At 33.1% G+C, this 13,685-nt stretch carries 10 protein-coding genes; 3 read left to right on the forward strand and 7 right to left on the reverse strand.

Translation table 11 applies throughout. The features are described 5' to 3' along the window. Nucleotides 1-57 precede the first annotated feature (57 nt). Nucleotides 58-2,118, reverse strand: a complete 2,061-nt coding sequence (locus CDH49_RS12515; protein WP_100615869.1) for a S9 family peptidase — start codon at nt 2,116-2,118, stop codon at nt 58-60. Nucleotides 2,119-2,203: 85 nt separating this feature from the next. On the opposite strand from CDH49_RS12515, the gene CDH49_RS12520 reads away from it, so the two are divergent. Together CDH49_RS12520 and CDH49_RS12525 are read left to right on the forward strand one after the other, a co-directional pair. Next, nucleotides 2,204-2,527 (forward strand): YbaB/EbfC family nucleoid-associated protein, encoded by a 324-nt coding sequence (locus tag CDH49_RS12520; RefSeq protein ID WP_100615870.1) that lies wholly within the window; start codon nt 2,204-2,206, stop codon nt 2,525-2,527. Nucleotides 2,528-2,717: 190 nt separating this feature from the next. Beyond that, nucleotides 2,718-5,237, forward strand: a complete 2,520-nt coding sequence (locus CDH49_RS12525) for a TonB-dependent receptor domain-containing protein (RefSeq protein ID WP_100615871.1) — start codon at nt 2,718-2,720, stop codon at nt 5,235-5,237. Between the two features lie 78 nt (nt 5,238-5,315). Here the strand turns inward: CDH49_RS12525 and CDH49_RS15755 are convergent, their stop codons facing one another. Both CDH49_RS15755 and CDH49_RS12530 read right to left on the reverse strand, forming a co-directional pair. After that, nucleotides 5,316-5,489: a hypothetical protein gene (locus tag CDH49_RS15755; RefSeq protein ID WP_193434737.1), complete on the reverse strand. Its 174-nt coding sequence runs from the start codon at nt 5,487-5,489 to the stop codon at nt 5,316-5,318. A 98-nt stretch (nt 5,490-5,587) separates the two neighbouring features. After that, nucleotides 5,588-6,229, reverse strand: coding sequence for a peroxiredoxin (locus CDH49_RS12530; protein ID WP_100615872.1), 642 nt, complete (start codon nt 6,227-6,229; stop codon nt 5,588-5,590). A 208-nt stretch (nt 6,230-6,437) separates the two neighbouring features. Here CDH49_RS12530 and fumC point away from each other — a divergent pair, with 208 nt between their 5' ends. Continuing rightward, complete coding sequence (gene fumC, locus CDH49_RS12535; RefSeq protein WP_100615873.1) at nt 6,438-7,835, forward strand: class II fumarate hydratase; 1,398 nt, start codon at nt 6,438-6,440, stop codon at nt 7,833-7,835. Nucleotides 7,836-7,975: 140 nt separating this feature from the next. Here fumC and CDH49_RS12540 read toward each other — a convergent pair whose 3' ends face one another. The 4 genes from CDH49_RS12540 to gyrA all read right to left on the reverse strand — a co-directional run bounded on the left by CDH49_RS12540 (nt 7,976) and on the right by gyrA (nt 13,616). Further along, on the reverse strand, nt 7,976-8,551 hold the full coding sequence (locus tag CDH49_RS12540) for a Crp/Fnr family transcriptional regulator (protein WP_157805312.1): 576 nt from the start codon (nt 8,549-8,551) through the stop codon (nt 7,976-7,978). Between the two features lie 149 nt (nt 8,552-8,700). Continuing rightward, nucleotides 8,701-9,585 carry a chromosome partitioning protein ParA gene (locus CDH49_RS12545; RefSeq protein ID WP_100615875.1) on the reverse strand — a complete coding sequence of 295 codons (885 nt, stop codon included), beginning with the start codon at nt 9,583-9,585 and terminating at the stop codon, nt 8,701-8,703. A gap of 204 nt (nt 9,586-9,789) precedes the next feature. Beyond that, the gene (locus tag CDH49_RS12550; RefSeq protein ID WP_100615876.1) at nt 9,790-11,040 is read right to left on the reverse strand and encodes a tetratricopeptide repeat protein; all 1,251 of its coding nucleotides are present in this window, start codon (nt 11,038-11,040) and stop codon (nt 9,790-9,792) included. Between the two features lie 20 nt (nt 11,041-11,060). Then, on the reverse strand, nt 11,061-13,616 hold the full coding sequence (gene gyrA, locus CDH49_RS12555) for a DNA gyrase subunit A (protein WP_100615877.1): 2,556 nt from the start codon (nt 13,614-13,616) through the stop codon (nt 11,061-11,063). Between the last annotated feature and the right edge of the window lie 69 nt (nt 13,617-13,685).

Below are 13,685 nucleotides of genomic sequence, written 5' to 3' on the forward strand. Positions count from 1 at the left end.
AATATTACGAAAAATAATTGTGACCTAAAACCTAACAAAAATAAACATTTTTTTTTATTAACAATGAATTCCTTCCAAATCTAATAAAAAAGCATACTCTAGGGCCACTTCTTTTAGACTTTCAAAACGTCCTGAAGCCCCGCCATGACCCGCATCCATATCGATATGTAATAATAATATATTAGAATCTTTTTTTAAATCCCTTAATTTTGCTACCCACTTTGCTGGTTCCCAATATTGAACTTGAGAATCATGCAGGCCTGTTGTTACCAACATGTTAGGGTATTCGTTTTCTACCACATTATCATAAGGAGAATACGATTTCATGTAATTATAATAGTTAATTTCGTTAGGATTTCCCCATTCATCATATTCACCCGTTGTTAATGGAATGGTATCATCTAACATCGTGGTAACAACATCAACAAATGGAACTGACGATATAATACCATGATATAATTCTGGATTCATATTAACAATAGCTCCCATGAGCATGCCGCCAGCCGATCCTCCATAAGCATATAGGTGCTGATTTGAGGTGTATTTTTCTTCAATAAGATATTTAGAACAGTCTATAAAATCATAAAACGTATTCATTTTAAATAGCAGTTTGCCGTTTTCATACCATGGTCTTCCCAAATATTCACCGCCCCTAACATGTGCAATCGCGTAAATGAAACCTCTATCCAGCAAGCTTAAACGAAGACTTGAAAACGAAGGATCTATAGTAGAGCCATAAGAACCATAACCATATAGTAATAAAGGGCTATTTCCATCTAACTTAGTATCCTTTTTATATACTAATGACATGGGCACTTTTGCTCCATCCCTTGCTGTAGCCCAAATTCGTTTAGAAATATAATTTTCTTTTTTAAACTTCCCTCCCAAGACTTCCTGCTCTTTCATTATTTCACTTTGCTTGGTTTTAAAATTGTAATCTATCACAGCGCTTGGCGATGTCAATGAGTTAAAGCCATATCTTAAAACATCACTATCAAAATCAGGATTATTCCCTATATAAGCCGTGTAGGTTTCACTATCAAAAGGCAAATAATAATCCTCTTTATTATTCCAACCCATAATGCGCAAATTGTTCAATCCGTTTTCACGTTCATTAACAACTAAATAATCTTTAAATATTTCAATATCTTCAATTAAAACATGGTCTCTATGAGGAATCACATCTTTCCAATATTTCTTTTCAGTAAAATTTTCTGGGGTTTTTAATAGCTTAAAATTAGTAGCACCATCGCAGTTGGCTATAATGTAAAAGCAATCATTATAATGGGCAATACTATAATCGAGTTCCCTTTTTCTTTTTTGGAAGATTTTAAAGGGTTCATCAGGCGTATCGGCATTTACAAATCGATATTCTGAAGTCAACGTACTTGAAGAGCCAATAACAATATATTTTTTAGATTTGGTTTTATAAACAAACGTATTGTAGGTTTCGTCTTTTTCATAAAAAACCTCGATATCTTCTTTAGAATCTGTATACAATTTATGCTTGAAAATTTTGAAAGACCTTAAAGTCACTTCCTCTTTAACTGAATAAAACAATGTCTTACTATCATTTGCCCAAGTAGAACCTCCTGTTGTATTTAATATGGCATCCGGATAAACTTCTCCTGTTACTAAATTCTTAATTTGAAGCGTATATTGTCTTCTTCCCAACACATCTGTTGAAAAACTAGCTAGGTTATTATCTGGACTCACGGAAATACTCCCTAAATTAAAATATGCCAAGCCTTTGGCCATTTCATTACAATCAAACAAAAGCTCTTCAGGTGCATCCAATGTTTCCTTTTTCCTTACATGTATTGGATAATCCTTTCCTGTTTCATAACGGGTTATATACCAATAGCCATTAAGCTTATAGGGTACGGTGGTATCATCTTCTTTAATTCTACCTTTCATTTCCTCAAAAAGTTCTTTTTGAAAACCTTCTGTATGCTCCATTATTTGCTTTGTATAAGCGTTTTCAGCATTTAAATAATCAATGACTTCAGGATTTTCTTTATCATTCAGCCAATAATAATTATCGATTCTCACATCATTGTGAATACTAAGTTTTTTTGGCTTTTTATTTGCTATTGGAGGTGAAATTGTCTTTTTCAATGAGGGTATATTAATTCGGATTTATTAAGTGGGCAAAAATATAAAATTTAAATAGTTTTGTAATGAATATAAAAAATATAAAACCATGTTTGGAGATATGATGAATATGATGGGCAAACTTAAAGAAACCCAAAAGAAAATTGAAGACACTAAAAAACGATTGGATACTGTTTTAATTGATGAAAAAAGCAATGATGATTTATTGAAAATTACCATTACAGCAAATAGAAAAATTAAATCAATTAGTATTTCGGACGACTTATTAAACGATAAAGAACAACTTGAAGATTATTTAATACTCACCCTCAATAAGGCTATTGAAAGAGCTACACAAGTAAACGAAACAGAACTTGCCGCTGTTGCCAAAGAAGGCATGCCAAACATTCCTGGCATGGATTTGTTTAAATAATAATTTCACATTAGTTGGATTTATAATCCTCTAATTGGAATGTCCTTTTATTATATAAACTTAGTCTGTCTTAACGTTTTCTTAAAAGAATCATAATACTTCCCAAGTTAATTTTCATTTAACAAACTTTTAACTACAACTAACTAAACCTTGCCCCAATTTTGTTATCTAATAAAACAAAAACCAAAAAATGAACAAAAACCTCATTCTCGCATTTTCGATATTTATTAGTTTATTATCGTTTAAATCGATAGCACAAGCAACCGGGCAAAGAGAAGTTACAATTACCGGAAAAGTCATTGACAAAGAAACAAACCAACCCTTAGAATATGCTACCATTGCATTTTTAAACAAAGCAGAAAATAAAATTGTAACTGGAGGAATCACCGATCCTAGTGGTAATTTTAGTATTCCTGTAGAAACAGGAACTTACGATATAACCATAGAATTCATTTCATTTAAAACCATCACCTTAGCAAATAGAAACATCACTGCTTCTCAAAATATTGGGTCTTTTTCTTTAGAAATAGATGCCCAGGCTCTTGGTGAAGTAGAAGTAATTGCAGAGCGTACAACCGTTGAAATGAAACTTGACAAAAGAATATATAATGTTGGTCAGGATCTTACCGTAAGAGGTGGTACTGTAAGCGACGTTTTAGATAATGTTCCATCTGTCTCAGTGGATGTTGATGGTAATGTTGCTTTACGTGGAAATCAAAACGTTACTATATTAATTAATGGAAAGCCTTCCGGATTGGTAGGATTGAATTCTACGGATGCCTTGCGCCAACTTCCTGCAGACGCTATTGAGCGTGTTGAGGTTATAACCGCTCCTTCTTCTCGTTATGATGCTGAAGGTACTGGAGGTATATTAAATATTATTTTAAGAAGAAGTAAGCTACAAGGAATGAATGGTGCTATAACCGTTAATGCTGGTACACCTACAAACTATGGATTGTCTGGAAACGTAAATTACAGAACTGGTAATTTTAATTTTTTCAATACATCGAGTTACAATTATAGAGAGAATCCAGGAAACGGATTATCTGAAAGAGAAACATTCAACGGTTCTAATCCTAGCACCTTTTTCAATGAATATAGAACTTCTGATAGAACACAAAATGGATTTACAATAAGTAATGGTGTTGAGTGGTACATTAACGATTCTTCTTCATTAACCGCTTCATTTGTATTAAGAAATAGTGATAATGAGAGCGTAACTTCAAACGAAACTTTTCAATTAGACGAAAACAGAGATTTGATAAGACGATTTGTAAGGCTAAGTCCAGAAGTTGAAGATGATAAAACGTTTCAGTATTCTATTAATTTTGATAAACAATTTGGTGATAATTCCCAACATAAATTAACAGCCGACTTTCAATATGAAAATAGTGCCGAAGACGAGTTTGGAATTATTACAAATGACGGAAACCCTTCCCAAAGACTTCAAACTTTAGAAGATCAAAGACGTATATTACTTCAAGCCGATTATGTATTACCAATTGGTGAGGGAAGTCAATTTGAAGCTGGTTATCGAGGTAATTTCAACGTTAATGATACAGATTATAGATTAGAAAATTATATTGATGATGAGTTTGTTGTAAATACAGGATTGACCAACAATCTTATCTATACAGAACATGTTAATGCGGCTTATACCCAATATGGAAGCAAAATAAGTAAATTTTCATATTTAATGGGTTTACGTTTGGAAGAAACAAGAATAACGGTAGATCAAGTAACAACTGGAGACTTTAGTAAGAGAAATTACTTAGGATTGTTTCCAACGCTTAATTTATCATACGAATTCACAGAAAAACAAAGTTTAACGCTTGGTTACAATAGAAGGATAAGCAGACCTCGTTCTCGTTTTATCAATCCATTCCCATCTCAATCAAGTCCTACAACACAGTTTATAGGGAATCCAAATTTAAATCCTAGTTACTCAAACACAGTTGATCTAGGATACCTTAACAATTTTGGAAAATTGACATTAAACTCTTCTATTTATTACCAAAGAGCAACTGAGACCTTTAATTTTATACAACAAGGTACAGGTGATTATTATTTCCCTGAGTTAGACTTTACTATCAATGAAAACGATCCTAACTACGGTGGTCTTGCTGCTCAATATGATGATGAGGTTGAAGTATTACAAAGTACTCCTATAAATTTAGCGTCTAACACCCGTGTAGGTTTCGAATTCACTTTAACCTACAGACCTACTACAAAATGGAATTTAAATGGTAACTTTAATCTATTTAGGTTTGAAAACAGAGGCGAATTTAATGGAACCAATTTTGATGCCGATAATGTGAGTTGGTTTGCAAGAATTAATAACAAATACACCTTACCGGGAGATATAGATTGGCAAACACGTCTTTTTTATCAAGGACCAAGTGAAGATGCACAAAATAAAACCAGAGGTATGGCTTCTGTTGATTTAGCTTTTAGTAAAGATGTATTTGATAATAATATGTCAATAGCATTTAATATTAGTGATGTATTTAATAGCAGAAGAAGAATTTCTGAAACTACAACGCCAACATTTTACACGTATAGTGAAAACCAATGGAGAGTACGTAGTTTCAATGTATCTCTTACATACAGATTTAACCAACAAAAAAGACAACAAAACAGAGAACGTCGAGAAGGCCAAGGTCCTGATGGTGGTGAAGGTGGTGATTTTGATGATATGCAATTTGATTAAGAAAACTGCTGAAATATCAGAAACAAAAAGGGAGCTAATTAAATTAGCTCCCTTTTTTGTATAAAATAAAATTATGATTTAATCCTGTCTTTTAGCTTTTTTTGCTTCTCTAATTTCTTTTAATCTTTCAATTAAAGAACCACCTATCCAATAAGGAATAACAAATGTTAATAAAAAAATCATTAACCAAAAACCTATTGTTAAAATAGTTAAAAATGCTAAAAAACCTAAATATTGATCAAATTCAAACATAATTGTGTGTATCTTTTAAAATTCTAAAGCAAAGATACTATATAGCTTTTTGTTATACAATACTTAAATTAAGATTTATTAACAGTCTTATTATCTGTCTAATTCAAATTAGGTTGTGGTGTCATCCTTAAATAAGGTTTTACTTCCTTAAATCCCTTTGGGAAAATACCAGGGATATCAGCTGTTGCTATAGAAGGTACCACCACGCAATCATCTCCATTTTCCCAATTGGCAGGCGTAGCTACTTTATAATATGCCGTTAATTGTAATGAATCAATTACACGTAAAAGCTCATCAAAATTCCTTCCCGTAGATGCTGGATATACTATAATCAATTTTACCTTTTTATCAGGGCCAACAACAAATACAGAACGCACCGTTAATTTATCATTCGCATTGGGGTGAATCATATCATAGAGTTCTGATACTTTGTGGTCTTCATCTGCAATTATTGGAAAATTAACCGTAGTATGTTGGGTTTCATTAATATCCTTTATCCAACCTTTATGCGATTCCAAACCATCTACACTTAGTGCTACAACTTTTACATTGCGTTTATCAAATTCAGATTTATATTTTGCTACCGTGCCCAACTCAGTGGTACAAACAGGTGTATAATCTGCTGGATGCGAAAATAAAATCCCCCAGCTATCTCCCAACCACTCATGAAAATTAATTGTCCCTTCTGATGATTGAGCTGTAAAATTTGGAGCTTCGTCTCCTAATCTAATTGTTGCCATAATTTTTTAATTTAATTTATTGCTATAAAATGTGATATTTAAATATGAATATTCAATTTGAAGTCTTGCTAAGATACCAATTTTTATCAAATCGGCATTTATGAGAAGCGTTATTTCTGTGTTAAAAAGATGTTTAAAAACTAACAACTATCATATAATTAACCACAAAAACTGCTAACTTTGCAGCTCAAATTAAACCATTACAAAAATGAATTTCAGAATAGAAAAAGATACAATGGGCGAGGTAAAAGTACCTGCTGATAAACTTTGGGGAGCTCAAACAGAACGTTCTAGAAACAATTTTAAAATAGGAGCTCCAGCATCCATGCCTTTAGAAATTATTTATGGTTTTGCTTACTTAAAAAAAGCAGCCGCATATACGAATTGTGAATTGGGTGTATTACCTATTGAAAAGCGCGATTTAATAGCAAAAGTTTGTGATGAAATTTTAGAAGGCAAACATGATAGTGAATTTCCATTGGTTATTTGGCAAACGGGTTCTGGTACTCAAAGCAATATGAATGTGAATGAAGTCATTGCCAATAGAGCTCAACAACTTGCAGGAAAAGAAATTGGTAAAGATGAGGCGGTTATTAAAGCGAATGATGATGTTAATAAGTCACAATCATCAAATGACACCTTCCCTACTGGTATGACCATTGCTGCATATAAGAAGATTGTAGAAACTACACTTCCTGGTGTTAAGCAATTACGCGATACTTTGAAATCTAAGTCTGATGCATTTAAAAATGTGATTAAAATTGGTAGGACACATTTAATGGACGCCACGCCTTTAACCTTAGGTCAAGAACTTTCTGGATATGTATCACAATTAGACCATGGCATGAGAGCCTTAGAAAATACATTGGCCCATTTAAGCGAGCTGGCATTAGGCGGGACAGCTGTAGGTACTGGTTTAAATGCACCAAAAGGATATAGCAAACGCGTTGCAGAATATATTGCCAAATTTACGGAACTACCATTTGTAACAGCTCCAAACAAATTTGAAGCATTAGCTGCCCACGATGCATTGGTTGAAACACATGGCGCCTTAAAACAGTTGGCTGTTTCTTTAAATAAAATTGCCAATGATATAAGAATGATGGCTTCTGGCCCTAGAAGTGGTATTGGAGAAATTATCATTCCTGCCAACGAACCAGGAAGTTCCATCATGCCAGGAAAAGTAAACCCCACGCAATGTGAAGCCTTAACAATGGTGTGCGCCCAAGTAATTGGTAATGATGTGGCTATTAGTTTTGGTGGTGCTCAAGGTCATTATGAATTAAATGTTTTTAAACCCGTTATGGCTGCAAACGTTATTCAATCCGCACAATTAATTGGGGATGCTTGTGTAAGTTTTGATGAAAACTGCGCTATTGGCATTGAACCAAACCATGCTGTTATTAAACAACTTCTTAATAATTCTTTAATGCTAGTTACAGCATTAAATACCAAAATTGGCTATTATAAAGCTGCTGAAATTGCCAATACGGCTCATAAAAATGGTACTACTTTAAAAGAAGAAGCTATAAATTTAGGTTATGTAACAGCAGAGGATTATGATGAATGGGTTAAGCCCGAAGATATGGTAGGAAGCCTTAAATAATTTTACCAAAATGCTAAAATAAAAAAACAGGTATAAAATTTATACCTGTTTTTTTGTGGTTGGTTAGCTATCAATCCTTTGTTTTCAGAGGAAATCATTGTAAAAATATAATTAAGGATTCAATTTTTTATTAACAAATGTTAATGACTATCCATTTTCTTTCTTATCCTACTCAATTGAACTGCCGTAATACCCAAATATGAAGCTATGTGATATTGAGGTATTAAATCATCAACACCAGGAATTTGTTTTCTTAACTCTAAATATCGCTCTCTTGCATCAAGTGAAATTAGTTCAACCAATCTGGTTTCATATTTACTATAGACTTCCTCTAAAACTCTGGTATACAATTTATTAATACTATGGTTCTTATCACACAAATTCATTAATTTTACATAATCCACTTCATAAATTTCACAATCTGATAATGCTTCAAAAGTAAAAATTGACTCATTTTTATGCTTTAAAGCCGTCAAAGCACCCATCACACTAAGGGGCAAATAAAAACTTTTGTTGAATTCTTTTCCAGATTCAGTAGATAAATAACAACGTACCACTCCCGAAACCAATAAATAGACTTTAGATGGAACTTCTCCAAACTTTATTATTTGTTTACCAGCACCTATTTTTTTGAAATTGGAAAGATTTTGAAGCTCTATAAATGCCTCTTCTGAAAAATATGTAAACTGATTAAAAAAAGTAATTATATTATTCAATAGTAAATATTTAAAATGAACATATAAATATACAATAATAACTTAAAGCCCTAAACAAACCATATTAAAATAGCGTGTGGCGCTTTTAAGAAATAAAAAAAACCTGGAAGATAACTCTTCCAGGTTTTTTAAAAATTTATTGACCTTATTTATTGCAGAGTAAATTCTGAAGTAGATACTAAATCCTTTTTATTAAAAACATTTACCGTGTAACGTCCTTTCGCAAAATCACTTGATCCTTTTGATGCAACAAATTCACATACATTAAGGTTGTCATTTTCATAGTTAAATTTACTTATAATACTGTAATTTAATGTTTTGTCACCAAAAGTAATTTGCTCGTTTGATCCTAAAGTATTATTTTTTGGATCTATAACTTGCACGTATAATTCTTGATCTCCCGCTTGTACCAATCTGTTTTTTGCAACTGTAAAGCATACTCTTATTTTATCTGTGCGACTAGCTCTTTCAGTAGGAATTAATTTCCCGGAAGTTCTTTCAATCACACCAAAACCTTTTAAACCAACAGTACCTAACGCAGATGCATTTTCAACAACTTCAGCTAATGCAGTATTTTGGACTAATAATGAATCCGAAAACATACTACGCTCTTCTAAACGAACTCTAGTACTATCTAAAGATGTAGCTAAATAGGAATTGCTCACTTTTAAAGAATCATTTTGTGCCATTAACACATCCATTTCTTTTTGTAACGAAAGGTATTGGCTTTTATATTTCCATAAGCTTTTCACATTGGTTTCAGATATCTTCAAAGAATCTATTAAGCCTTGAATACGAGCTCTAGCTTCAATTAAGTCTTTATTAGCAACTTTGTTCTCGCTTATAGCAACATCATATTGTTTTGCCATAGCATTTAAATCATTCATTACTAATTGCTTTTCTTCTGATAATTCATTCTGAGTTTCTTTACTGTTTTTGTAAAGGTTCATTGTATAAAACCCAGTTGCTAAAAAAAGGACTAAAGCAATGCCTAGACCTACCTTTAATCCCATACTACTTTTGTTGTTTTCCATGATTACTTGTTTTTTGTTGTTCGTGTTTACTTTTATTTTAGTCTGTTATTTTTTTGATTTAGAAGTTTGTATACCTACCACTTCCATTTTCATTATATACGAATAACTTAAAAATATAGATGTTTATAGATTTATTTTTATTTCCTAAAAAAATAAAGGCTCATAATCAATTGATTATAAGCCTTATTTAGATTTTTAAAGTAATTAGTTTTCTGTATTTATAGAGTCTATTTTATCTTTCATCTCTTTAGATTTAGCAGTTTCACCTAATATGCTATATATATTCATCAAGGTTGAAGCAGCACTAATATTTTTAGAATCCAGTGCCAAAGCTTTTTCTAGATAAGGTGTGGCTTCTTTGTAAACATTTTTCCGTACTTCTACTAATTCATCATATTTTTTATTGTCTGCACTAGATGTTCCCAAATTATTCATTTCCTCAATTATACTCTTTTCTTTCTCTAACACCACAGCGGCCATATTTATATATGCATTAACATAGCTAGGATTTAATTGGATCGCTTTATCATAATACTTTTTTGCTGATACTACATCTCCAGCTTCACCAGATAAAACCCCTAAATTATATTGAAGTTCAGCATTATTTGGATCCATTTGTGTGGCTTGTTCTAAAAGTTTTTTAAACTCTTCATTTTTACCCATTTTAAAATAGATATTAGCTTCTGCTAAAATTAAATTAATATCATCAGGGCTTTCTGCTTTAGCGTCTTTGATCGCTGAAATGGCTTTTTCATTGTCTCCTTTTGTTACATAAATAAGCGCAACATTTTTAACAATCTCTGGCTTTTTTGATTCTGTCATACGTTCACCTGGATTTATATGTGTTCCAGATCTTACATATAGGTCTCTAGCGGCTTTATCTAAAATATCTTCTTCTCCCGATTCTTTATTTGTTGCATAAAATTGCTTTTCCACACCCGTATATCCTAAATTTTTAAGTTCTTCATACAAAGTCAAAGCTCTATCATACTCTTGCACGTTCACCGCTGTAACAGCTGCATAATATAAGAATGTCGTGTCTTTTTCACTTAATCTATATGCTTTTTCAAAATATTTGGATGAGGTTGAAAAATCCTGTTTCTCATATAAATCATTTCCTTTAGTTAATATTGAATTAACCATAGTTTGTTTTAATTCGTTACTTTCAGCAACATAAGCACCTTCAACTTTTCCTAAACTTTCAATAGCGGCATCGATATCAACCATTGATCCTGCTCCACCTGCGTACAAGGCTTGAGCGTTTAGGTAATAGTATTCAGCTTTAGTTTTTGCATCCATAGCAGACATTAAACTTTCTGCTTGCTTTAATGCCGACTTAGCTTCAGCATAATTGTTTCCTTTAATAGCTTTTTCTACAGCTTTCAATTCTTTTTTTTGTGCAAATGAAAATGCACTAATTGAAATTGCTAAAGCTATGATAATCTGTTTTTTCATTTTTAATAAATATTAGGTTCTTAATTGTCAATATTATTTTCTTCGATATTATTATCAATAGTTGTGCCACCATCTGTGCTATCAGTATCTACGGGGGTTTCATCTACACTATCTTCATCATGCATCACTTTAGCTACGGCAGCTATAGAGTCATTATTCTTTAAGTTTATAAGTTTAACCCCTTGAGTTGCTCTACCCATTAATCTTAAATCCTGAACAGCCAAACGAATGGCAATACCAGATTTATTGATAATCATTAAATCATCACTATCAGTAACACTTTTTATAGCCACTAAGTTACCTGTTTTTTCTGTAATTGAAATGGTTTTTACGCCTTTTCCTCCTCTATTTGTTATTCTATAAACAGGTTCTCCATCTTCAGGATCGTCAATGTAGGTACGTTTTCCATATCCGTTTTCTGAAACAACCAATACCGATTCCTCTTGCGGGTTTTCAATAGTAATCATTCCAATTACTTCATCTTGGTCGTTAGCAAGGGTAATTCCCCTTACACCTGAAGCACTTCTGCCCATAGGTCTTGTTTTGGCTTCTTCAAACCTAACAGCTTTACCAGATTTAAGTGCTAACATGACTTGGCTATTGCCTGTTGTTAATCTAGCCTCAAGTAAAATATCGTCTTCTTTAATGGTTATGGCATTGATACCATTCGTTCTAGGTCTTGAATATTGCTCCAATAAGGTCTTTTTCACTTGACCCTGTTTGGTTGCCATAATAACATAATGGCTGTTGATATAGGCTTCGTCCTTAAGGTCTTGTGTACAAATGAATGCTTTTACGGCATCATCCTGTTCAATATTAATTAAATTTTGAATCGCTCTACCTTTTGAGGTTTTACTGCCTTCAGGAATTTCATAAACGCGCATCCAAAAACATTTACCTTTTTGGGTAAAGAATAACATATACTGATGGTTTGTGCCAACAAATAAATGTTCTAAGAAATCCTCATTTCTAGTAGTGGATGCTTTTTGACCAACCCCTCCTCTATTTTGCGTTTTGTATTCTGATAAAGAAGTACGCTTGATATAACCTGCATGGGAAATGGTAATAACCACTTTTTCATCGGCAATCATATCTTCAATACTTAAATCGCCACCAGCATATTCAATTGTTGAACGACGTTCATCTCCATATTTTTCCTTTACAACCGCCAGTTCGTCTTTAATAATCTGCATACGACGCTCTTTTTTATCCAAGATATCTTTTAAGTCGATGATGAGTTTCATGATGTCTTCATACTCCGAACGTAATTTGTCTTGTTCTAAACCTGTAAGTTGACGCAAACGCATTTCAACAATGGCTTTGGCCTGTATATCTGAAAGTTCGAAACGTTTTATTAAGTTTTCACGTGCTTCATCAGCATTTGAAGAGGCTCTTATAATAGCAATAACTTCATCTATATTATCAGAAGCAATAATTAAACCCTCTAAAATGTGAGCACGCTCCTCTGCTTTACGCAATTCATAGGTGGTTCGCCTTACAACAACTTCATGTCTATGCTCAACAAAATAATGGATGAGTTCTTTTAAGTTTAACAACTGTGGACGTCCATTTACAAGCGCAATATTATTGACGCTGAAAGAGGATTGCAACGCTGTGTATTTATACAATTTATTTAAAACGATGTTTGGTATAGCATCACGCTTTAAAACATACACAATACGCATTCCATTTCTATCTGATTCATCACGAATGGTAGCAATACCTTCCAACTTTTTTTCATTTACCAAATCAGCAGTTTTTTTAATCATTTCTGCTTTATTGATTTGATAAGGAATTTCGGTGACAATAATACACTCACGCCCTTGAACCTCTTCAATGATGGCTTTACCACGTACCACAATTTTGCCACGACCGGTATGAAATGCTTCCTTAACTCCATCATAACCATAAATGGTTCCTCCCGTTGGGAAATCAGGCGCTTTAACGTGTTTAATTAACTCGTCTATTTCTATATCTGCATTTTCAATATAAGCAATGATGCCATTAACGACTTCTGTTATATTGTGAGGTGGCATGTTTGTAGCCATACCTACTGCAATACCAGAGGCCCCATTAACCAAAAGTCCGGGGATACGTGTTGGCAATACAGTTGGCTCATGCAACGTATCATCAAAATTCAACTTATGATCTACCGTTTCTTTTTCGATATCTGCCAGCATATCCTCAGATATTTTTCGCATACGTGCTTCTGTATAACGCATAGCCGCCGGGCTATCTCCATCTATGGAACCAAAATTCCCTTGACCATCTACTAACATATAACGCAAGCTCCATTCTTGAGCCATTCGCACCATAGCATCGTACACAGAAGTATCACCGTGTGGATGGTATTTACCTAAAACTTCACCAACTATTCTTGCTGACTTCTTATGTGCTGTATTCGATCTAACTCCCAGTTCGTGCATACCAAAAAGCACACGTCTGTGAACAGGTTTTAAACCATCCCTTACATCTGGTAACGCACGTGACACAATGACCGACATTGAGTAATCAATGTAAGCCGATTTCATTTCATCTTCAATGTTAATAGGGATCAATTTCTCTCCTTCTGCCATAGATATTTAATTAAGTTTTTATGAGTATTTCAAAACGTGCTAATATACACATTTCAATAGTTAAATGAG

The organism is Confluentibacter citreus (assembly GCF_002807055.1).
GTDB classification, from domain to species: domain Bacteria; phylum Bacteroidota; class Bacteroidia; order Flavobacteriales; family Flavobacteriaceae; genus Confluentibacter; species Confluentibacter citreus.

Excerpts from the sequence above, each read along its gene's own strand:
- CDH49_RS12520 (WP_100615870.1), top strand. The coding sequence starts at position 2,204 with ATGTTTGGAGATATGATGAATATGATGGGCAAACTTAAAGAAACCCAA.
- CDH49_RS12525 (WP_100615871.1), top strand. The coding sequence starts at position 2,718 with ATGAACAAAAACCTCATTCTCGCATTTTCGATATTTATTAGTTTATTA.
- CDH49_RS15755 (WP_193434737.1), bottom strand. The coding sequence starts at position 5,489 with ATGTTTGAATTTGATCAATATTTAGGTTTTTTAGCATTTTTAACTATT.
- CDH49_RS12530 (WP_100615872.1), bottom strand. The coding sequence starts at position 6,229 with ATGGCAACAATTAGATTAGGAGACGAAGCTCCAAATTTTACAGCTCAA.
- fumC (WP_100615873.1), top strand. The coding sequence starts at position 6,438 with ATGAATTTCAGAATAGAAAAAGATACAATGGGCGAGGTAAAAGTACCT.
- CDH49_RS12545 (WP_100615875.1), bottom strand. The coding sequence starts at position 9,585 with ATGGAAAACAACAAAAGTAGTATGGGATTAAAGGTAGGTCTAGGCATT.
- CDH49_RS12550 (WP_100615876.1), bottom strand. The coding sequence starts at position 11,040 with ATGAAAAAACAGATTATCATAGCTTTAGCAATTTCAATTAGTGCATTT.
- gyrA (WP_100615877.1), bottom strand. The coding sequence starts at position 13,616 with ATGGCAGAAGGAGAGAAATTGATCCCTATTAACATTGAAGATGAAATG.